The organism is Rhodococcus sp. 05-340-2 (assembly GCF_002258915.1).
In the GTDB taxonomy this organism is placed as follows: Bacteria; Actinomycetota; Actinomycetes; order Mycobacteriales; family Mycobacteriaceae; genus Rhodococcoides.
Map to the genome: position 1 here is coordinate 99,730 of NZ_NOYU01000006.1, position 21,149 is coordinate 120,878.

General features: G+C 65.5%; 21 protein-coding genes. 10 read left to right on the forward strand and 11 right to left on the reverse strand.

All coding sequences use genetic code 11. The features are described 5' to 3' along the window. Positions 1-31: 31 nt before the first annotated feature. Genes CH271_RS01895 through CH271_RS01905 form a run of 3 tightly spaced genes read left to right on the forward strand, consistent with a single transcriptional unit; the run spans position 32 to position 4,657 of the window. Positions 32-1,651, forward strand: coding sequence for an FAD-dependent monooxygenase (locus CH271_RS01895; protein WP_256986135.1), 1,620 nt, complete (start codon positions 32-34; stop codon positions 1,649-1,651). After that, positions 1,644-3,167 (forward strand): carotenoid oxygenase family protein, encoded by a 1,524-nt coding sequence (locus CH271_RS01900; RefSeq protein ID WP_094632384.1) that lies wholly within the window; start codon positions 1,644-1,646, stop codon positions 3,165-3,167. The genes CH271_RS01895 and CH271_RS01900 overlap by 8 nt, the downstream gene beginning before the upstream one ends. Positions 3,168-3,205: 38 nt before the next feature. Further along, entirely contained in the window at positions 3,206-4,657 is a 1,452-nt protein-coding gene (locus CH271_RS01905) for an aldehyde dehydrogenase family protein (RefSeq protein ID WP_094632386.1), read from the forward strand. A gap of 32 nt (positions 4,658-4,689) precedes the next feature. On the opposite strand, the gene CH271_RS01910 is transcribed toward CH271_RS01905, so the two are convergent. Continuing rightward, positions 4,690-5,001 carry a hypothetical protein gene (locus CH271_RS01910; protein ID WP_094632388.1) on the reverse strand — a complete coding sequence of 104 codons (312 nt, stop codon included), beginning with the start codon at positions 4,999-5,001 and terminating at the stop codon, positions 4,690-4,692. 69 nt (positions 5,002-5,070) lie between these two features. Further along, a complete protein-coding gene (locus tag CH271_RS01915) occupies positions 5,071-5,604 on the reverse strand; it encodes a CGNR zinc finger domain-containing protein (RefSeq protein ID WP_094632390.1) in 534 nt (177 codons plus the stop codon). A 39-nt stretch (positions 5,605-5,643) separates the two neighbouring features. On the opposite strand from CH271_RS01915, the gene CH271_RS01920 reads away from it, so the two are divergent. Beyond that, positions 5,644-6,645 (forward strand): EamA family transporter, encoded by a 1,002-nt coding sequence (locus CH271_RS01920; RefSeq protein ID WP_037188019.1) that lies wholly within the window; start codon positions 5,644-5,646, stop codon positions 6,643-6,645. Between the two features lie 8 nt (positions 6,646-6,653). Here the strand turns inward: CH271_RS01920 and CH271_RS01925 are convergent, their stop codons facing one another. Beyond that, a complete protein-coding gene (locus tag CH271_RS01925) occupies positions 6,654-7,298 on the reverse strand; it encodes a TetR/AcrR family transcriptional regulator (protein WP_094632392.1) in 645 nt (214 codons plus the stop codon). Between the two features lie 73 nt (positions 7,299-7,371). Here CH271_RS01925 and CH271_RS01930 point away from each other — a divergent pair, with 73 nt between their 5' ends. Genes CH271_RS01930 through CH271_RS01940 form a run of 3 tightly spaced genes read left to right on the forward strand, consistent with a single transcriptional unit; the run spans position 7,372 to position 10,452 of the window. Continuing rightward, positions 7,372-8,238, forward strand: a complete 867-nt coding sequence (locus tag CH271_RS01930; protein WP_094632394.1) for an SDR family oxidoreductase — start codon at positions 7,372-7,374, stop codon at positions 8,236-8,238. Between the two features lie 26 nt (positions 8,239-8,264). Continuing rightward, entirely contained in the window at positions 8,265-9,755 is a 1,491-nt protein-coding gene (locus CH271_RS01935) for a flavin-containing monooxygenase (protein ID WP_094632396.1), read from the forward strand. A gap of 37 nt (positions 9,756-9,792) precedes the next feature. After that, complete coding sequence (locus CH271_RS01940; protein ID WP_094632398.1) at positions 9,793-10,452, forward strand: NADPH-dependent F420 reductase; 660 nt, start codon at positions 9,793-9,795, stop codon at positions 10,450-10,452. An 8-nt stretch (positions 10,453-10,460) separates the two neighbouring features. Here CH271_RS01940 and CH271_RS01945 read toward each other — a convergent pair whose 3' ends face one another. From CH271_RS01945 to CH271_RS01965, 5 genes are all read right to left on the reverse strand, one after another. Continuing rightward, complete coding sequence (locus CH271_RS01945) at positions 10,461-10,742, reverse strand: protealysin inhibitor emfourin (RefSeq protein WP_052047354.1); 282 nt, start codon at positions 10,740-10,742, stop codon at positions 10,461-10,463. Between the two features lie 10 nt (positions 10,743-10,752). Next, positions 10,753-11,805, reverse strand: a complete 1,053-nt coding sequence (locus tag CH271_RS01950; RefSeq protein ID WP_094632400.1) for a M4 family metallopeptidase — start codon at positions 11,803-11,805, stop codon at positions 10,753-10,755. Positions 11,806-11,899: 94 nt separating this feature from the next. Further along, on the reverse strand, positions 11,900-12,649 hold the full coding sequence (surE, locus tag CH271_RS01955) for a 5'/3'-nucleotidase SurE (RefSeq protein ID WP_094632402.1): 750 nt from the start codon (positions 12,647-12,649) through the stop codon (positions 11,900-11,902). Next, positions 12,646-13,599, reverse strand: a complete 954-nt coding sequence (locus tag CH271_RS01960; protein WP_037188034.1) for a 1-phosphofructokinase family hexose kinase — start codon at positions 13,597-13,599, stop codon at positions 12,646-12,648. Before CH271_RS01960 ends, surE begins: the two co-directional genes overlap by 4 nt. 44 nt (positions 13,600-13,643) lie before the next feature. Then, positions 13,644-15,317, reverse strand: coding sequence for a phospholipase D family protein (locus tag CH271_RS01965; RefSeq protein WP_094632404.1), 1,674 nt, complete (start codon positions 15,315-15,317; stop codon positions 13,644-13,646). 54 nt (positions 15,318-15,371) lie between these two features. On the opposite strand from CH271_RS01965, the gene CH271_RS01970 reads away from it, so the two are divergent. Beyond that, complete coding sequence (locus tag CH271_RS01970) at positions 15,372-16,220, forward strand: aldo/keto reductase (protein WP_094632406.1); 849 nt, start codon at positions 15,372-15,374, stop codon at positions 16,218-16,220. A 93-nt stretch (positions 16,221-16,313) separates the two neighbouring features. Here the strand turns inward: CH271_RS01970 and CH271_RS01975 are convergent, their stop codons facing one another. Both CH271_RS01975 and CH271_RS01980 read right to left on the reverse strand, forming a co-directional pair. Continuing rightward, positions 16,314-16,955, reverse strand: coding sequence for a 3-oxoacid CoA-transferase subunit B (locus CH271_RS01975; RefSeq protein WP_094632408.1), 642 nt, complete (start codon positions 16,953-16,955; stop codon positions 16,314-16,316). Further along, entirely contained in the window at positions 16,952-17,713 is a 762-nt protein-coding gene (locus CH271_RS01980; RefSeq protein WP_094632410.1) for a CoA transferase subunit A, read from the reverse strand. The genes CH271_RS01975 and CH271_RS01980 overlap by 4 nt, the downstream gene beginning before the upstream one ends. Before the next feature lie 110 nt (positions 17,714-17,823). On the opposite strand from CH271_RS01980, the gene CH271_RS01985 reads away from it, so the two are divergent. Further along, a complete protein-coding gene (locus CH271_RS01985) occupies positions 17,824-18,633 on the forward strand; it encodes an IclR family transcriptional regulator (protein ID WP_094632412.1) in 810 nt (269 codons plus the stop codon). On the opposite strand, the gene CH271_RS01990 is transcribed toward CH271_RS01985, so the two are convergent. After that, positions 18,630-18,902, reverse strand: coding sequence for a hypothetical protein (locus CH271_RS01990; protein WP_094632414.1), 273 nt, complete (start codon positions 18,900-18,902; stop codon positions 18,630-18,632). The genes CH271_RS01985 and CH271_RS01990 overlap by 4 nt on opposite strands. Before the next feature lie 141 nt (positions 18,903-19,043). On the opposite strand from CH271_RS01990, the gene CH271_RS01995 reads away from it, so the two are divergent. Then, positions 19,044-21,149, forward strand: a complete 2,106-nt coding sequence (locus CH271_RS01995; RefSeq protein ID WP_094632416.1) for an HNH endonuclease signature motif containing protein — start codon at positions 19,044-19,046, stop codon at positions 21,147-21,149.

Consider the following 21,149-nt stretch of genomic DNA (forward strand, 5'->3'; position numbering starts at 1 on the left):
TATTTAACGTGATGCGCGCTACCTTGGTGGTGTGGACAAGAGATTCGACACCCTCTACGACGTAGCGATCTGCGGTGCCGGTCCGGTCGGGATGACCGCGGGCCTGCTGCTCGCTGCACGAGGGCTTCGCGTCGTCGTTCTCGAGCGGCGCTCGACGACGAGCGACGAACCCAAAGCGATCAGCATCGACGACGAGGCACTGCGCACCTACCAGCAGGCAGGCGTCATCGACAAGATCCTGCCGATCGTCGTGCCCGGCACCGGAACCCGCTACTACGGCCTCGACGACGAACCGCTGTTCCACGGCGGCGCGGAGAGTGCCTACCGACTGGGCTACCCCTTCAAGAACCCGTTCGCGCAACCGGATCTCGAGCGTGTACTGGCCGGGGCGCTGCATACGGCGCGCAATGTCACCGTACGGTTCGACACCGAGGTCACGTCGATCGTGCAGGACGCGGACGCCGTGGCCATCGAAGCGGGTGGACGCACGGTGCGGGCTCGTTATCTCCTCGGTAGCGACGGCGGACGATCGACCGTCCGAAACCTGCTCGGTATCGGCATGATCGGGCGCAGCCACCCGGAACTGTGGTTGGTGGTCGACACGCTCGGCGACCCGCACACCGAGCGCTACGGTATGCACCACGCCGATCCGAGCAGGCCGCACGTGGTGGTGCCCGGTCTCGGTGGCCGCTGTCGATACGAATTCCGCCTGTTCGAGGGCGAGGGCACGGCCACCGACGCGCCACCGTTCGAGCTCATCGACAAGCTCGTCTCGCGCTACCGGCCGATCACACCAGCCCAGGTCGAACGAGCCGTCAACTATCGCTTCCACGGCCTCGTGGCCGATCGATGGCAGCTCGGGCGCTGCTTCCTGCTCGGCGACGCCGCACACATGATGCCGCCGTTCGCCGGTCAAGGTCTGAACTCCGGCATTCGCGACGCCGCGAACCTGGCGTGGAAGTTGGCCGGCGTGCTCGAGGGTTGCCTGCACGAAAGTGTGCTGGCCACATACCAATCCGAGCGTGGCCCCCACGCCGCCGCGGTGGTACGCGCATCCGAGCGGTTGGGCCGCGTGGTGATGACGACCAATCCTCGAATCGCGGCCAGACGCGACGAGTTGGTCCGAGCCGCATTGGCCACCGTGAACGGGCGACGCTGGTTCGAGACCATGGCCTACCGTCCGCCCTACCGATTCTCCGACGGGCTCGTACTCCCCGGCGACGACACCGGGAGCGTGATCGGGCAACCACGGGCCTTCGACTCGGCGACCCGCACCATCCGCCCGCTCGACGAGATCCTCGGAACCGGTTGGGCGCTGGTGGGAGTCGACGTGCACGACACGGTGGAGTGGGCGCACGCGCGTGCTGTCGCCCGCGGCCTGCATGCGGTCGAGGCCGCCGTGCCCACCGATGGCACGGTACCGAGAGTCGACGGCATCAACGTTCTGCTCGACGTCGACGGCCGGTTGGACGACGAGATGCGCACGTATACCGGAAGATTCGTGCTCATCCGGCCCGACCGCTTCGTCGCGGCCGCGTGGCATCCGCACGATGGTGACGACGTTCGAGCCGCAGTGGCGTCGTGGACCGGATCTTCCCCGAGTCCTTCCGAACTGTCCTACATCGAGACGAAAGGCATCAGCTATGCGTGAAGTACCGACCCCGCTCCCAACGACACTGGTCCGACGCACCGCGCCTGCGACTCCGCGGCACAACGCGGACGTCGACTGGAACACGTCCAACAAATTCCTGAACGGGCCGTTCGCGCCCTGGCACGAGGAGACCGAGGCATTCGACCTCGAGGTGATCGGGAAACTCCCCGACGACCTCGCCGGCGCGCTGTTCCGAATTGCCGACAATCCCCGCTTCGAGCCACTCGACACCGACCGTTACCACTGGTGGGAGGGCGACGGCGGAGTCGCGGGCACCTACATCCGCGACGGCAAGGCGTCGTTCCGGATGAAGTGGGTGCACACCGACACGATGAAGATCGAGGTCGAGGCCGGGGAAGCGCTGTACAGCGGCTTCGTCAACGGCTCGGGCAAGGCCAGGCGGGATCTGCCCGTGGGCGCGCCGCCGTCCAAGAGTGTCGCCAACACCAACGTCGGCCTGTTCGCCGACCATCTGCTGGTGTACTACGAAGGCGGACTTCCGCATTCGATGCACCCCGAGACACTCGATACACAGGGCACGTACGACTTCGGTGGCGCACTCGACATCCTGTGCACGGCGCACTACAAGATCGAACCGTCGACGGGCAACATGCTCTTCTACTCTGCCATCGGACCGAATCTGACCTGGTACGAGGCCGATACCAGCGGCACCGTCGTCGATACCGTCACTTTCGACATGGGTTGTCCGGCAATGGTGCACGATTACATCGTGAGCGAACACCTCGCGATCTTCCTCATCTCGCCCAACCAGTTCCGCCTCGACCGCATCATGGCGGGGCGGCCGGGGGTGCTCTGGGACGAATCGGCTACACCGAACGGCAGCAGGTTCGCCGTTCTCGACCGTCGCACCCATGAGGTGACCTGGTACGACACCGGCCTGATGCTGGCCCCGACGCACTTCTTCAACGCGCATGAAACTGCCACAGGAATCGTGGTGGATCTGCACGTCATCGCGCGTCTGGGCAATCCGGTCGACGACTCGGACGAGCCGATCGACTCGCACTCCTGGTTTCCACCTGCGATGGCCTGGCGGTTCGTGCTCGATACCGCGACCAGGACGACCACCCAGCACATGCACAGCGGAGTGGCGGGTGAATTCCCGAAGATCAACGACGCGTGGCTGGGCAAGGAGAATCGCTTCGGCTACTTCGCCACCACCCGTGATCTGTCGCCGTTGACCCTGACGGATGGGCTTGCGCGCCATGACTTCTCCACCGGTCAGACGATCGTGCTCGAAGGGCCCGACGGGTTGACCAGCCCCAGCGAACCGGTCTTCGTCCAGCGTCGAGGAGCGAGCGCCGAGAACGACGGATATCTGCTGACCCTGTGGTGGAATCCGGCGACCGGACTGTCCGAGCTACTGGTGCACGAGGCCGACGCGTTCACCCGCGAACCTCTCGCACGCGTCAAGCTTCCCGTCCGAGTTCCGTTCGCGTTCCACGGATCCTGGGCCGAGGCCGAGGTGCTCGACGCAGCGATCGCAGCCCAGCGGTAACGAAGAAAGAACATCGAGAAAGAAAGAGCAGGACTGACATGGCGAACACACTGGCGTGGACGGCGAAGATATTCGACGGCGGATGGGTGGACGGCGGTGGTGGAACCCTCGACGTGACCGCGCCGTCCGACGGGTCGGTTGTGGCCACCGTCGGTGCTGCCGACGTCGCCGACCTCGATCGTGCTGTCGCGAAAGCCGCACGTGCGCAGAAAGAATGGGCCGCCAAGCCCTACCCCGAGCGGGCGTCGGTCATGACGAAGGCTGCGGCGCTCCTGGCGGAGAACCCCGAGCGTCTGACGCGGTGGCTGGTTCCCGAATCGGGGTCCGGTCACGGCAAGGCGGGGGCCGAGGTCGGCTTGGTTCTTGCCGAACTGACCGAGGCGGCCGCTCTGGCGTCGCAGCCCTACGGGCAGGTACTGCGGAGCGCGAAGTCCCGCTTCTCGATGGGGCGTTACGTTCCGATGGGCGTCATCGGCGTGATCAGCCCGTTCAACTTCCCAGCGGTACTGTCGATGCGGTCGGTCGCGCCTGCTCTGGCCGTCGGCAATGCCGTCGTTCTCAAACCCGATCCGCGAACACCGATTTCGGGTGGGCTGATCCTCGCCGAGATCTTCGCCGAAGCGGGACTGCCGGACGGTCTGTTGCATGTACTGCCTTCGGGTGCCGATGTGGGAGCCGCTCTCGTCTCGCACCCCGACGTCCCGTGCATCTCCTTTACCGGATCCACGGCCGCCGGCCGCAGAATCGCGGAAGCCGCTGCGCCGCTGCTCAAGAAGGTCCACCTCGAACTCGGCGGAAACAACGCGTTCCTCGTGCTGCCCGATGCAGACATCGAGGCCGCTGCATCGGCGGGCGCGTGGGGATCGTTCCTGCACCAGGGACAGATCTGCATGGCGTCGGGTCGGCACCTCGTTCCCGAGCATCTCGCCGAGCAGTACACAGCGGAGCTCGCGAAGATCGCCGAACGCATCACCGTCGGCGATCCGACCGACCCGTCGAATGCGTTGGGGCCCATCATCGACGAGAACCAGTTGAAGCGAGTCGACAGCATCGTGCAGGCCACGGTGACGGCCGGTGCCGAACTGGCCGCGGGCGGAACGTTCGACGGTCTCCACTACCGGCCGACCGTGCTCGCCAACGTGCCGAAGGACTCACCCGGGTTCACCGAGGAGATCTTCGGTCCGGTCGCGCCGATCACGACGTACCGCACCGTGGACGAGGCCATCGACATCATCAATTCCTCGGAATACGGTCTGTCCGTTGCGATCGTCACCGCCAATCCGTTCGCGGCGTACGAGTTGTCGGACCGAATCCGTTCCGGCGCAGTGCACATCAACGATCAGACGATCGACGACGAGGCCGTGGCCCCGTTCGGTGGAGTCAAGGCCTCGGGATCGGGCGGGCATTTCGGCACCACCGTCAACCTCGACACCTTCTGCGACCTGCAGTGGGTCACGATGCAGTCGGACATCCAGAAGTATCCGTTCTGACCGACCTGGCCGGGCGAACCCGCACGATCGCGCTAGTCGCGGTGCGGGGTTCGCTCTCCGGTACTCGGGTCCACGTCGAACAATTCGTCGGTGTTGTCCGGGGCGTAGACGACGGTGTTCGATTCGAGGGCGCGTCGTCGGGCACCGTCGCGGATGGCAAAGAATCCGCCTGCGAACAACACGATCACGGCAATTCCGGCGATGATCGCCAATCCCTCGAAACCGCCCGCCAATGCGGCGATCAGACCGCCCGCAGCGGCGATCCCGGCGAAGATCAGGATGACGGCCAGCATGTTCTCGACTGCTCTGGCCCAGCTTGTCTTGGTAGGCCTTTTCTCGACCATAGGGGCAATTCCTTTCGATCAGCTCGGACGGCGGATACCCGAAAGCCGATCGATTAAGCCCCCGTGGTGCTACTGAGCCTTTCGGGCCCGGTACGCGGCGACGGCTGCTCGGTTGCCGCAGGTGGTGCTGCAGAATCGGCGGGACCGGTTGCGCGAGAGGTCGAGGACCAGCCCGTTGCAGTCCGGATCGGCGCAGACGTCGAAGCGCGAGAGCTCGTCCGCGCGGATGACGTCGATCATGGCCATCGCGGTTTCGACGACGATGCGGGTTGCGAGCGGACTGTCGTCGGCGACCGCGTGAACGTGCCAGTCGAGGTCTCCGTGGCGCACCAGTCGCGGCAGGGCGGAGGACTCGGCCAGCAATCGGTTGACCTCGACCACCGCGGCGTCTCGGCTGCTGGTGAGCAGTGATCGCAAGGTCGGACGCAGGGCTCTCACCGCCTCGAGCTCCTCCTCGTCGCCGTCGAAGCGGCCGGAATAGCCCTGCTCGGAGATGAACTCGGCCAACTGCTCGCGCGTGGTCAACGTGTCCGGGTCCTCGGCGGAATTGACCAATGCCACGGCGGACAACAACGACAGTTCCGCGTCATGAGCAAAAAGCATGTTGACACCTTACCAAGTCACTGCCTACTGTCACATGTCATGACGGCTTACACTCATGACGCGCAGGTGAATCGTGCGGTCGAACACAACGCTGCGGCACGGTCGCGTCGACTCTCGGGGCTCGGTTTCGCGCTGCTCTCGGCGGCGTCCTTCGGGCTTTCCGGCTCGCTCGCCACGGGATTGCTCGACGCAGGCTGGACCGCCGGGGCCGCGGTGACCGCGCGCATTCTGCTTGCCGCAGCCGTCCTGCTGATTCCGTCGATCCTCGCGTTGCGCGGGCGGTGGAGCCTGCTGGCCAAGAACTGGAAGCTGCTCCTCGCGTACGGAGCCTTCGCGGTGGCAGGGTGCCAGCTCGCCTTCTTCAACGCCGTCGGCCGGATGGAGGTGGGCGTGGCGCTGCTGATCGAGTTCACCTCGCCCGTGGCCGTCATCGGCTGGATGTGGTTCCGGCACCAGCAACGTCCGGGCCGCCTGACCGTGGTGGGCGCGCTGCTCGCCGCAATGGGTCTTGTGCTCGTGCTCGACCTGATCTCCGGTGCCGACGTCGACACCGTCGGCGTGCTGTGGGCGCTGGGCTCGATGGTCGGTGCGGCCGTCTACTGGGTGCTGTCCGCGGACGAGAGCAACGGACTCCCGCCGATCGTGCTCGCCGGGGCAGGGCTGCTCACGGGTGGGCTCATCCTGCTGGTCGCCGGACTGATCGGCATCGTCCCGTTCGCTGCCCCGCTCACCGACGTCACCTTCGTCGATGCCGTTGTGCCGTGGTGGGTTCCGATCATCGGCCTCGGCGTCGTGACCGCCGCGCTGGCCTATGTCCTCGGGATCGCGGCAGGCCGACGCCTCGGGTCGCGGTTGGCGTCGTTCATGGGATTGATGGAAGTCGTTGCCGCACTGGTGTTCGCGTGGCTGCTGCTCGGGCAGGCACCGGCACCGATCCAATTGGCCGGTGGCGCACTGGTTCTGCTCGGCGTCGTCGTCGTCAAATCAGGAGAGCGTGCCACTGCGGACGAGCCGGTGGAGCCGCTGCAGAGCAGGCCTTGAGCTGACGCTCAGCCGTCGACGCGTCCGAACACCACCGCGGCCAGGATGGTGTGGGCGCTGGCGATCACCGAGTCCAGCGGTTCCCGTTCGGGGGAGAGCAGCCACTGCTGGGCGATGGTGAGGACCGCGCCCACCAGGCCCATGGCCAATGTTCGACGGTTGGGCCCGGCGAGCCCGCGGCTGGAACCGACCCCCTCGGCCACCTGGAGCACCGTCTCGGAGAACGAGGTCGTGGTCTTGCGGTAGAGCGCGTCGACGGTGGACGAGACCCCGAGAATCTCGACGAAGGCGATGCGCGCAGATTTCGGATTCTCGGCGACGAAGGTGAAGAAGCCGGTGAGAGCGGCTCGGAGAACCTGTTCGGTCGAGTCGGCCTCGGCGGCGGCACCGGCCAGGATGTTCTGGCGCATGGCGTCGGTTGCGCGGGCGTAGGTCGCCATCAGCAGGTCCTCGCTGTTGGTGAAGGACTCGTAGAAGTAGCGCTTGGTCAGGCCTGCCTCGCTGCACACCTTCTCCACGGTTGCCGTCCGGTAGCCGGTGGTGCCGAAGACCTCGACGGCCGCGTCGAGCAGGCGAACTCGACGCTCCTGCTGCCGCTGCTGCGGGTCGGCACCTCGGTAGGTGCGGCCGACTTCACTGTGATGCGTGGACACACACAGATCTTGACACCGCTCGGTATCAGATGCAAAGTGTTCGCAGACAGGCATTCCGATGGAGGGGGAGCACATGGCGGCGTCGACGCTACGCAACAAGGTCGTTCTGATCACCGGAGCAGCACGAGGAATCGGTGCCGCAACGGCGCGGGCGCTGGCCGGACGCGGTGCCCGGTTGGTACTCGTCGACGTCGACGAGGCCCCGCTGCGAGAGCTGGCGACGCAGCTGAAGGCCGAGGCGTTCGTGGCAGACGTTCGGAACCTCGACGACATGCAGCGCGCCGTCGACGGCGGAATCGAGGCGTACGGCGGCATCGATCTGGTGCTCGCCAATGCCGGAATCGCCAGCTACGGATCGATCATGCAAGTCGATCCCGCCACGTTCCAACGCGTCATGGACATCAACGTGATGGGCGTGTTCAACACCGTCCGCGCCGCTCTGCCGTCGCTCATCGAACGCAACGGCTACGTCCTCGTCGTCTCCTCGCTCGCCGCGTTCACCCCCTGCCCCGGCCTGGCCGCGTACAACGCCAGTAAGGCTGCAGCAGAACACTTTGCGAATGCGCTCCGGCTCGAGGTCAACTACCGAGGTGTCGACGTCGGCTCCGCACACATGGCGTGGATCGACACACCGATGGTGCAGGACGCCAAATCCGATCTCACCGCCTTCCAGGATCTGCTCGCGGTGCTCCCCGGCCCGCTGGGCAAGACGATGACCGTCGATCAGTGCGTCGACGCATTCGTCGACGGCCTGGCCAAGCGCAAGCGGCGCGTCTACGTGCCGCGGTGGGTGGGCGCGGCGTCGTGGTTCAAAGCCGTCATCACCTCGCGGGTCGGTGATCGCAGCATGCTCGAGCACGTGCCGACGATCCTGCCGAAGATGGACGAAGAAGTAGCCCGCCTCGGCAGGTCCGAGAGCGCTCGCAACAAGACCAGCTGACATCGGACATCGAAGGAATCTTTGACATGACTGCCGTATTGCCCTCTCCCGAGGTCGACGTCCTCATCATCGGTGCCGGCCTGTCCGGGATCGGGGCCGCGCGCCACCTCGGGCACGATCTGCCCGGCAAGACCTACGCCATTCTCGAGAGCCGCGGCGCGATCGGTGGAACGTGGGATCTGTTCCGCTATCCCGGGATTCGCTCCGACTCCGACATGTACACCCTCGGATACAGCTTCAAGCCGTGGATGGGTGAGAAATCCATCGCCGACGGCACCGACATCCGCAACTACATCGTCGAGACCGCGAGAGAAGCGGGCGTCGACAAGCACATTCGGTTCCATCACAAGGTGATTGCCCTCGAATGGTCGAGCGAGCAGCAGTTCTGGACGGTGACGGCGCACCGTAGCGATACAGACGAGACGGTCACGATCACCGCGTCGTTCGTGTTCTCCTGCAGCGGTTACTACAACTACGACAAGGGGTTCACCCCCGAGTTCGCCGGTCAGGAGAACTTCGGCGGCCAGGTGATTCATCCACAGCACTGGCCCGAGGATCTGGATTACTCCGGCAAGAAGATCGTCGTGATCGGCAGCGGCGCAACAGCGATCACGTTGGCCCCCAATCTGGCTCGCGACGCCGAGCACGTCACGCTGCTGCAGCGCTCACCCAGCTACATCCTCTCGCTTCCGTCGCAGGACCCGATTGCGCAGACCCTGCGCAAGCGACTGCCGAAGAAGTTGGCGTACAGCGTGACTCGGCTCAAGAACGTGTCCATGGCGATGTTGATCTACACCCTGAGCCAGAAGTACCCGGAGTTCATGAAGAAGCGGATCCGCACGATGCAGGAGGGGTGGCTGCCGAAGGGATACGACCTCGACACCCACTTCACCCCGTCCTACAACCCGTGGGATCAGCGTCTGTGCCTGGTGCCCGACAACGATCTGTTTCGTTCGATCCGCAAGGACGAGGTCTCGATCGTCACCGATCACATCGAACGCTTCACCGAAACCGGCCTGCAGCTGAAGTCCGGCCAGCACCTCGACGCCGATATCGTGGTCACCGCAACGGGACTCAACCTCTCCGCGCTCGGCGGTGCGCTGTTCCGCATCGACGGCAACGACGTCGACCTGCCCAGCACCATGGCCTACAAGGGCATGATGCTCACCGGGATCCCGAACTTCGCCTTCGTCGTCGGCTACACCAATGCGTCGTGGACACTCAAGGCCGACATGGTCTCGAACTACGTGATGCGTCTGCTCGCGCACATGGACGAGAAGGGGTACAGCACGGTCGAACTCGAGCGCGATCCGTCCGTCGACGAAGAACCGTTCCTGGACTTCGCAGCGGGATACGTGCTTCGAGCCGTCGACAACTTCCCGAGGCAGGGGAGCGAGACCCCATGGAAGCTGCGCATGAACTACTTCCGCGACCTGCCGGTTCTGCGGTACGGCAAGGTCGTGGACAAGGCCATGAAGTTCGGCCGTCCCCGGTCGAAGGTATCCGTCGGATCCTGACGGGAATTGTTTCGGTTCGGGTGCGTTGGTTCTCGATATGAAAATTGGAATCATCGGTAGCGGATTCATCGGCGGCACCCTCGTTCGTCGGTGGGCAGCACTCGGTCACGAGGTTCGATTCTCGAATTCGCGCGACCCGGAGACCTTGGCAGATCTGGCCGAGGAAACCGGGGCGACGGCGGTGTGGGCCGCCGACGCCGCGCAGGACGCCGACCTGGTGCTTCTGAGCATTCCGCAGAAGAACGTTCCTGACCTGGCCCCGGGAATTGTCAGCGCCCGCAAACCGGGAGCCCCGATCATCGAGACCAACAACTACTACCCGCAGCAGCGCGACGGGTCGATCGAGGACATCGAGGGTGGGACGCCCGAAAGTGTGTGGGTGTCTCAGCAACTCGGCGAGCCGGTGATCAAGGCGTTCAACGGAATTTGGTACAAGCACCTGCTCGAGAAGGGCGTGCCGGCCGGGACCAGCGGTCGAATCGCACTGCCGGTCGCCGGGGACGACGACGATTCCAAGAAGATCGTGTTCTCGGTGATCGACGAGCTCGGATTCGACCCGGTCGACGGCGGAACCCTCGCCCAGTCGTGGCGTCAGCAGCCGGGAACGCCCTCGTACGGCAAGGACTTCGGAGTCGACGCCCTCGTCGAGGCACTGGGTCAGGCGACCGAAGAACGCAGTGCGGAGTGGCAGGTCTGAGGCCCTGGCTACTTGACGCGACCCTCGCGGAGTGTGCGCTCCGCGAGGTCGCGTAGAGGTCCGGTCAGGCTCGAATCGCCCACTCGGCACGAGTGCTCACCCACCGACACACTCCACACGAAGGTGTCACGGGCGTTGGACTCGGCCGGATCGGTGGACTGCTGATCGGCGATGTACGGCTGCGCGGCCTCGACCAACGACTGCCATTCCGGCTCGTCGGTCTCGACGACGCCGCGCTTGGACATCCCGGCGACACCGCCGGTTCGCAGTACCTCGATGCGCAGGCTCATCTGCCCTCGATCACACCCGATCGTCGTTCGGCTTCGGTAGGGACGCGAGCCCTGTTGTCTTCACCCCCACGGTAGACCAACCCGTGGCCACGGCCTCGGCAACATCGGAACCGGCTCCGAATCGCTTGTTCGCCGCCGCGAGCGTCGCGGCGGAGAAGCCGGCGAAATCGACGGTCGGAGACAGCCCGCCGACGGTCATCGTGTCGAACCACACCTGCCCGACACGATCCCAGGCCGGACCGCCGAGCGTGGTGGCGGCGACGGCGAACGCGCGGTTGGGGATACCCGAATTGATGTGCACGCCGCCCTCGTCCTCGGTGGTGACGACAAAATCGTCCATGCTCGCCGGCTGCGGATCCTTGCCGAGGACGTCGTCGTCGTAGGCGGTGCCGGGTTCGAGCAGCGAGCGCAGCGCCTTTCCTTGAACGGCGGGCAGGAACAGGCCTTCGCCGATCAGCCACGACGCGTCCTCCGCGTTCTGCCCGGCGGTGTACTGCTCGACGAGTGCGCCGAACACATCGGAGATGGACTCGTTCAGCGCGCCGGCCTGGTCCTTGTACTCGAGCGGGGTGGTGTACTGCGTGAACCCGTGCGCGAGTTCGTGGGCGATGACGCCGAGCGAGACGGTGAACCGAGCGAACACCTCGCCGTCACCGTCGCCGAACACCATGCGAGAGCCGTCCCAGAACGCGTTGTCGTAGTCCTGGCCGTAGTGCACCGTCGCGTCGAGGGGCAGTCCGCTGCCGTCGAGACTGGAGTACCCGTAGACCTTCTCGAAGAACGCATACGTGGCCCCGAGACCGTCGTACGCCTCGTCGGTCGCAGCGTCTCCGGTGGGATCCTCGCCCTCGGCCCGCACCTGCTGACCGGGGAGATCGCGAGTGGACTTGGCATCGGAGATCGTGCGCTCGAGCGTGCCGCCGGTGCGCGGAGCGATGGCGGTGCGAGCCTGCACCACCTCGCGTCCGGCACGCATCTCACGATCGGCGAGCAGCGTGGCGCGAGCACCCGCACCCTGCAACCGCTCGAGCAGAAACGGTGGAACTACAGAATGAAACGTCATACGCGGTGACCCCCTAGGTCCGTGGCATGTCCGGTGGTAGTTCCCAGTGTGCACGACACCACCGACACATCTCGGTGAGCTCGGACGACACAGGTCAGCCGCGCATCGCCGACAGGTCGATTCCTTCCACCTCGCTCGGCGGGCGGATCGCCGTCAACGTCGCCCAGCTGCGGGCCAACAGCGACGCGTCGGAATCGTCGTCCTCGGCTCGGATCTCGTCGAAGCGAACGGTGACGAAATCCTCTCCGCGATCACCTATTTCGGCCTGCACCGCACCGTAGCGGGCCAGTGATGCCGGCACTATCCCCGCCAACTCCGCGAGTGGAACGTCCGGAATGTTGACGTTGACGACCGCGTCGGACGGGCCGTGGGACATCATCCATGTCACCGCGATCCGGGCCACGTGCTCGGCCGTCGCCCAATGGGCAGGCTCCGTGGCGATCGACGACAGTGCCATCGCCGGAACCCGATGCGTCAGCGCCGTCAATGCGGCACCGACGGTGCCCGAATGCAGTACGGCGGCACCGGTGTTCGGTCCGTGGTTGATCCCGGAGAGCACCAGATCCGGAGGGTCGCCGAACGCCCCGCGGGTGGCCACGAACGCGATGAGAGCGGGTGATGCCTGCACCGCGTAGGCCGGTACATCGGGAAGGCCGGCGATGGCGACGGATCCGATACCGAGATGATCGTCGACGCCCATGCCGGTCAACGACGCGCTGGCCCCGCTGCGCTCCTCGTGCGGCGCGGCCACGACGACGTCCAGACCGGCCTCCACGGCCACCCGCGCGAGCAGGGCGATGCCCTCGCTGTGCACGCCGTCGTCGTTGGTGATCAGGGCTCTCATTTCTTGCCTGCCTTCTTGTACGGACGAACCTCCACCGACTCGGTGAGGCCGAGAACCAGGTCGCGTCGCCCGCTACCCAGGCCGCGCCGCGTGACGTTGGCAGTGCCCGCTCCGCCGCCGAGTCGCAACGCCTCCGGGACCGACAGTCCCTGAGCCAGCCCTGCGGCGATGCCTGCACTCATCGAATCGCCCGCTCCGTGGTGATCGACCATGCGCAGTCCCGGCGTGACTATTTCGAGCACGTCGCCGTCCACCAGCGCCAGGGCCGGATCTCCTGCCCGCGAGATCACGACGATCTCCGCGCCGTCGTCGTGCATCTGCCGCATCGAGTCGATGAGGTGCGCCGGGTCCTCGGACTCGGCCCGGCCGTCGGCGATGAGGTCCTCGTGGCTGACCTTGAGCACCGTGAGGCCGCCGGCGAGCGCAGCGATCATGGTCGGTCCGGACAGGTCGGCCACCACCGTCTTGCCCAGGGCGGTCAGGTCCGCGCACAGCCTCTCGTACACCTCGGGCGGAACGATGTCGTCTTCGTGCGGTCCGCCGAGGATGGAGACGTCGCTGCGGGCACCGGCGGCGAGGGCCGCGCTGAACAGGTCGTCGAGGGCGTGCCTGGCCAGCGGTGGTGGGTCTACCGTGGCCAGGATTTCACGCTCACCGCTGCGGCGATCGTGAACGTACGAGCCGCTCTCCTGGCCGATGTCGACGGAGACGACGGAGATGCCCTCCCGCTCGACGATGTCGCGCAGAATGCCCCCGATCTCGCCGCCGAACACTCCCGTCAGCGTGACGTCCAGGCCGAGCACCGTGGCCATCCGAGCGATCCAGTGGCCCTGGCCGCCGGCGTGCACGTGCAGTTCTGTGTTGCCGTTGGGAGCTTTGTCGAGGGTCACCGTCAACAGCGGGGAGGGGGCGAAGACGAGAGCACTGAGGTCACGAGAGGAGGAGGGCACCGACTGTGCATGCCCGAAATGTCAGGTCCGAAACGACGAGCACGTCAGAAACGACGACGCAGGCGCATTCCGATCGGGCGGCCGTCGGGATCGACGAACAGGCGGTACGCGAAGGCAGCGAGTCGTTGCTGCCACACGGGTGGCACGGAGATCTCGTGTCGGCGAAGTCTGCCGGCAGGGCGCGGGCCCGAGGACGGGTTGCGGTGCCAGTTGTCGAGCGCGGTCGCACTGGCCGAGACCACATCGAAGAATCCTTGGGGGTCCACCAGATCGGCGTCGTCACCGTCGGCGCGGCCGAGGTGCTCGCGAATCAGTTCCAGACGTAGGTTGCGGGCGTGAATTCGAGCACCGTCGCCCAGGCCTGCCGGGTCCAGAGGTTCGCGAGTGTCCCGTTCTTCGTCGATGATGGCGGCCGTCAACTCCGAATCATGGGTCCAGGAGCGGCGATTGAAGTTGTCCGAACCCACCGCTGCCCAGATGTCGTCGATGACGCACACCTTCGAGTGCACGTACACCGGTATGCCGCGGTCATTTTCGATATCCAGAACCAGTACTCGATCACCGCCGGCAGCGCGGATGACGCCCAGTGCGGCCGAGTGTCCCAGCAGCGCAGACGGAATGGTGAGATTGCTGTCGTCGTCGAGGTGCTTGGGAACCACCACCACCAACCGCAGGTTCGGCTTGCGACGCAGTGCCGCAGCGAACACCCGCGCGACGTCGACCGACCACAGGTACTGATCCTCGATGTAGATCAACTCGGTTGCTCGGTGCAGAGCCTTGGCGTACGCACGTGCCGCGCTGCGCTCTCCCTTGGTGGCGAACGGGTAGGCGGGACGCCGACGCGGGTAGGTGCGCAGCAGCTGAACCGAGCACGTGCCCCGCGGATCCGGGGGCGCAGCCGCAGTCGGTAGCTCCGACGGTTCCCTGGTCACACCGCGCAGCATGTCGGGTACGGCGTGCCAGGGGAGGCGGGACAGGGCTGCGGGATCCTCCCAGCGCTCGCGAAAGACATCCTCGACGTCCCGCACTGCGGGGCCCTCCAGCTGGACTTGCACGTCGTGCCAGGCAGGGATATCGCCGTACTCGGGAGGGAAGGGACGCGAGACCGGATCGCCGAAATGATCGGCGTCGTCGCGTCGGGCACGGGCCAGATCGATGCCACCGACGAACGCGACGTCGGCCACCTCGGGCCGTCGATAGCGGATGACGACGAACTTCTGGTGGTGGCTTCCGAGGGTCAGTACGCGCTGATCGAGAATGACTTCGCCGCCGGCCTCCTCGAGCCGCAGAGCGAGCTTGCGATTCTTCGGACCGGTGAAGCCGAGTGTCTCCATGTGCGAGCGCCACACCATGCCCTTCACGAGGCCACCGCGGTGGGCCACGGCCGTGAGCGCATCCTCGACGGTCACGCCGTCGTCGGTGAGCAGCTGTTCCGGGTCGCCGCGCCAGTCGGTGAAGAGCACCAGATCGTCGCGTTCGGTCCGCTCGAGTGCCTGCGCCAGCGCCGCGAAGTACGTCTTGCCGTGCACCAGATTCTCGACGCGGTTGCCCTCGGTCCAGGCTGCGATTCGGGTGTCGTCGTTGCCGCGCTCGACCGCAGTGAGGAACCACGGGTGCGCCGGGTCGAAGTGCCGAGTCGGGGCTGTCAGAGCTGCGGTGGACCGGCCGAGATTCTCGGCAACCCCATCGACGACGCGCCGGATGCGCTGCACTATCACGTTGGCATCATTTCATCCGGTTTGAAGCGGCGGGAGGGCGGGCACCCGAGCGATATGACTCAGGTACCCAACGTCACGCTCAGAAACGGCAAGCAGATCCCGCAGCTCGGCTTCGGCGTGTTCCAGATCGACCCCGAGAAGACGGCCCAGGCCGTCGAAACGGCCCTCGAAATCGGCTACCGCCACATCGACACTGCCGAGATGTACGGAAACGAGAAGCAGGTCGGCGAAGGTATCCGCAACTCCGGCATCGACCGTGAATCGGTCTTCGTCACCAGCAAGCTCAACAACGGTTTCCACAAGCCCGACGATGCGCGGAAGGCGTTCGACGCGACGCTCAGCGATCTCGGAACCGACTACGTGGACCTCTTTCTCATCCACTGGCCGCTCCCGACCCGCTACGACGGCGACTTCGTCTCCACGTGGAAAACGTTGGAGGAGTTCGCAGCCGACGGTCGCGCCCGCAACATCGGTGTCTCCAACTTCCAGCCGGCCCACCTCGACCGGCTGGCAGAACAGACCGAAACGGTGCCAGCCGTGAACCAGATCGAGGTGCACCCGTACTTCGTGAACAGCGACGTGTGGGCGTACGGCCGTGAGCACGCGATTCCCACCGAGGCGTGGTCGCCGATCGCGCAGGGCAACGTTCTCGACGACCCCGAACTGCAGCGAATCGCCGACGCGACAGGCAAATCCGTCGCGCAGGTTGTGCTCCGCTGGCACATTCAGCGCGGCAACATCATCTTCCCGAAGTCGGTGACGCCGGAGCGGGTGAAGGCCAACTTCGAGATCTTCGACTTCGAGCTCAGCTCTGCCGATGTCGACGCCATCACCGCCCTGGACAAGGGCGAGCAGGGCCGCAACGGCCCGAACCCGGACACCTTCGACATGATTCCGGACTAGTACGTCGAACTGTGGGCTCGAACGTTTCGCACGTTCGAGCCCACAGTTGTTTTACGGGTTCTGTTTCACGGGTTCTGTTTCACGGGCTCGGTGTCACGGGATCGTGAGCGCGGATCCCGTTGCGGCGGCGACCTCTTCGGAGGTGACACCGGGTGCGAGCTCGGCGAGTGCGAGGGTTCCGTCGCCGACGACGTCGATGACGGCGAGGTTCGTGATGATGCGATTCACGACGCCTTGGCCGGTCAACGGCAAGGTGCAGGCGTCGAGGATCTTCGGGTTCCCGTCGCGGTCGGTGTGTTCCATGACGACGATGACGCGCCGGGCACCGTGCACGAGGTCCATCGCGCCGCCCATGCCCTTGACCATCTTGCCGGGCACCATCCAGTTTGCGAGGTCACCGGTCCTGGAGACCTGCATGCCGCCGAGTACCGCGGTGTCGATGTGTCCGCCTCGAATCATCCCGAAGCTCAACGACGAATCGAAGTACGCTGCACCGGGATTGACGGTGACGGTCTCCTTGCCGGCATTGATGAGGTTGGCGTCGACCTTGTCCTCCGTGGGGTACGGCCCCGTGCCGAGGATGCCGTTCTCCGAGTGCAGCGTGACCTTGACCGCGTCGGTGAGGTACCCCGGGATCAAGGTCGGCAGTCCGATGCCGAGATTGACGTACTCCCCGTCGACCATCTCTGCTGCGGCGCGTTCGGCCATCTGATCGCGCGTCCATCCTGTGCTCATGCTCGAACTCCTGAACTGACGGTGCGCTTTTCGATGCGCCTGTCCTGTGGCCCGGTGTGCACGACGCGTTGGACGAACACGCCGGGAAGATGTACGTGGGCCGGGTCGATCTCGCCCGGCTCCACGAGGTTCTCGACCTGCGCGATGGTGATCTTGCCTGCCATCGCGGCGAGGGGGTTGAAGTTCATCGCGGTCTTGTCGAACACGAGATTGCCTGCCGTGTCACCTGTTTCGGCGTGCACCAGCGCGAAGTCGGCATTGATCGACTCTTCGAGGACGTACCGCTTGTCTCCGAACACTCGCGTCGCCTTGGGCGGCGATGCGATGGACACGGAGCCGTCGGCGTCGTAGCGCCACGGCATTCCGCCGTCGGCGATGGGGCTGCCGACTCCTGCCGGAGTGAAGAATGCGGGGACGCCGTTGCCGCCGGCGCGGAGTCGTTCGGCGAGTGTGCCTTGGGGGGTGAGTTCGACTTCGAGTTCGCCGGCGAGATACTGCCGGGCGAATTCCTTGTTCTCGCCTACATACGAGGCGGTGACGCGGCGGATTCGTCCGGCGGCCAACAGGATTCCGAGTCCGTAGCCGTCGACGCCGCAGTTGTTGGAGAACACTTCGAGCTCGTCGGCATCGGTGTTCGCGATGGCTTCGATGAGGGCGTCGGGGATGCCGCACAATCCGAAGCCACCGACCGCGAGGGTCGCTCCTCGGCCGATGTCCGCGACCGCCTCGGCGGCGGACGCATAGGTCTTTCCAGTCACTTGCAGCTCCTGATGTGTTCGTTGAGCAAACGTTGCACTCAGTGAACCTGAGCTGTGTATCTGGATGAAGTGAATGATGGATTTTGCTCGTTCGGTGAACGGATGGAGATATGGCGTCCGCTGAGTGGACGTACGATGGCCGGGTGACGTCACCGGATGCCAACGCAAGTGTGATCGGCAAGATCTGCTCGTTGCTGCGCGCAGCGGGAACCGAGGAGCCGTCGGGCGCCTCGACCACCGCGCTCGCTCGGGCAACCGGAATCGCGCGGCCGACCGCACATCGCCTACTGGCGTCTCTGGCCGACCAAGGATTCGTCGACCGCGACGCCGCCACCGGCCACTGGTCATTGGGCCCGGAGATCTATCTGCTCGGATCGATGGCGGCATTGCGGTACGACATCACCGACCAGGCTCGAAAGATAGTGCAGGCGTTGGCCACCGAGAGCGGAGAGAGTGCGTTTCTGTCGGCGCGGCGTGGGGCGGAGACCGTGTGCCTGCTTCGGGTGGAAGGGAGCTTTCCCTTGCGCTCACACGTGTTGTACGAGGGCATTCGGCTGCCGCTCGGGGTGGCGTCCGCAGGCCTGGCCATTCTTGCGCACCTTCCCGACCGGGAAGTCTTCGAGTATCTCGGTGGAGTGGACCTGGTGCCCGAGTGGGGAGAAGACCACTCCGACAGCGAGATTCGACGCCGCATAGCGCACACCCGCACCACTGGATTCGCCGTCAATCCGGCGTTGCTGGTGGAAGGCAGCTGGGGCCTCGGCGCCGCCGTGTTCGACCGTGCCGGAGGTCCGGCATGGGCACTGAGCCTGACGGGTGTCGAGACACGATTCCGTGATGATCGGCGCCGGGAGTTGGGCAAGCTGCTGCTCGACGCGGCACACCGACTCACCGTGCAACTGGGGGAGCGGCCCGCTTAGCCGTCGAGTTCCTCCAGAATGTCCGCGGCGTCTTGGTTGCCTGCGGCGGCCAACCTCTGCAACTCGTTGCGGTCGCCACGTTCACCGGCGAGCTCGACGAGGATGTCGACGGCATTGCTGCTGCCTGCCTCGGCGAGGGAGCGGAGTTCGTCGAGGTCGTTTCGAGAGCCCGCGAGTTCGACCAACTCGTCGATGGCATCCTGATCACCGCGGGCCGCACGCTCGCGCAACTCCACCAGTTCTGACGACGTCGAATCGGGCTCGCTCATGGAGTGGAGTGTAGAACGATTCGGCGGAAAGCGGCAGGTCAGCCGCCCCAATTCCGGCTCCAGCGTTCTTGTCGGTGGCCCGGGTTAGTCTTCTTTCAGTTCGAACGCACGTTCTTGTTTCGGCTCACCGGGGGGTGAAAAATGGGTGCAATACCGACTGTGTCACTGGAGGCGTTGACCGCTGCCGCGCGTGAGGAGAATCGGCACGCGGCCCGCAAGATCGCCGCCTGCTATCGCGTGCACTGCGACTGGATCACCCGCGACACCGAACACAAGCACTACAGCCGATACGGACGCACCGAAATGGCTGTCGCGTTGGGCTGCTCGGCGACCGTCGCCGAATCGTATGTATCCGTCGGCGTAGCCCTGCACACCCGACTCCCACTGCTACGAGCAGCGTTCGAGACCGGGGAGATCGACCTCCCTCGCGTGCGGACCGCATGCCGGATCCTCGACAACCTCTCCGACGCCATCGTCACGTCGGTAGAGAAAGAGGTGGTCGAGGCGGCGCGGAGGTCGTCCCCGGGCCCGCTCGAGCAGGCGATCTGGGACATCCTGCTGCGCGTCGCACCCGAGGAAGCAGCAGCGCTGCGGGAGTTCGCGAAGAAGTTCCGCACCGTCACCTACAGTCCCGCCGGCGAACTCGCCCGCATCCGAGCCGAGTTGACCGCACCCGAAGCCGCCGCCGCATGGCAACTCCTCGAAGAAATGGCCGACACCCTCTGCCCGAAAGATCCGCGCGGGAAGAAAGAACGCCTGTGTGATGCGTTCATGGCCCGCATGCACGGCGAACCCCGACTGGCATGCCTGTGCCACCGCCCCGACTGCCCGAAGAACGACACCGTGTTGCCGGATCGGCGGGTGCCGTTGACGATGATCACCGTCGACATCGCCACCCTCATCGGACTGCTCGCCAACCCCGCCTACCTGGCCGGACATGGTTCCATCGATCCCGACCTCGCGCAGGAGCTGGCACGCAACAGCCATTGGCAGATCCTGCTCACCGAGGCGGTGACTCTTGCGGAGAAACTCGGACTGGCAGTCCAGAACCCGGAGACCGGGGAATGGGAACGAACACCGACAGACCAGCAGCAGGAGTCGGACTCAGCGTCGGATCCGGTGAACGACACGGACACGAACGCTGCTTCGGCAACAAACGCTCCCGAGACTCGCAGCTGCACCGGTAGCGACTCGGTACGGGCGACTGAATCCGAATCATGCACGACCACTGGCACATCCACTGACACTGATGCCGACACTGATGCCGACACTGATGCCGACACCGATGCCGACACCGATGCCGATACCGATGCCGAATCATCCACGGCACCCGCACCCGCACCCGCACCCGACCCCGCGCCCTCGCCGACCAGCGCGACGGCACCGGCGACAGACCTCGCGCGAGGAACAGCTCTGGCGTCGGAACCGGAGACTGCAACCTCACCGGCTCCGCTGGAGGGTCAGGCCGCGGACACCTCTGCCCATCCAGCTCCACCCGACCTCAGCCGAAACGAAGACAGACCACGGCGGACCCAATCGCTGACCTCCGCCGCCGCCCTGTTCTGCACCCACACACCCGTCGGGAGGGGCACACGGCACAGCTCTGCCTTCGACGTCACTGCCCTCGATCTGCCCTCCGCGATTCGGCGAAAAAACCGAACGATCCCCATTGCAGGCCACACTCCAGCACACCGCACGCCCTCAGGCATCTACCTCGGCAACGCCTCCCTCGCCGCTGCACTCGAAGCTGCTATCGCCGCCGATCCCACCCTCGGAAAATCAGTACCTCGCGACCCGCTGACCGTCCGAGCACTGATCTACCGACCCGACACCCTCACCACCGCAGCCGTCCGATTACGCGACAAACACTGCCGATTCCCCGGCTGCCACCGACCCGCTGCACGTTGCCAACTCGACCACATCAACCCGTTCGACCACACCAACCCACTCGGCGGAGGATGGACCACCGTCAACAACCTCCAATGCCTCTGCGAATACCACCACAGCGTCAAAACCGCCGGCTACTGGACCACCACCATGCTCCCCGGCGGAGCCATCCTCTGGAGATCGACATCCAAGACCACCCGAATCACCCTGCCCACCAACGGCACAGCCGTACTCATCCTCGGCAACGACCTCACACCACACATCCCCACCCGACCGACACGATCCGGCATCATCGCCTACCCCGACCCACCCGACAACCGACAGCCCGAGACAAACGACACGGCAGCACCGCCGTTCTAG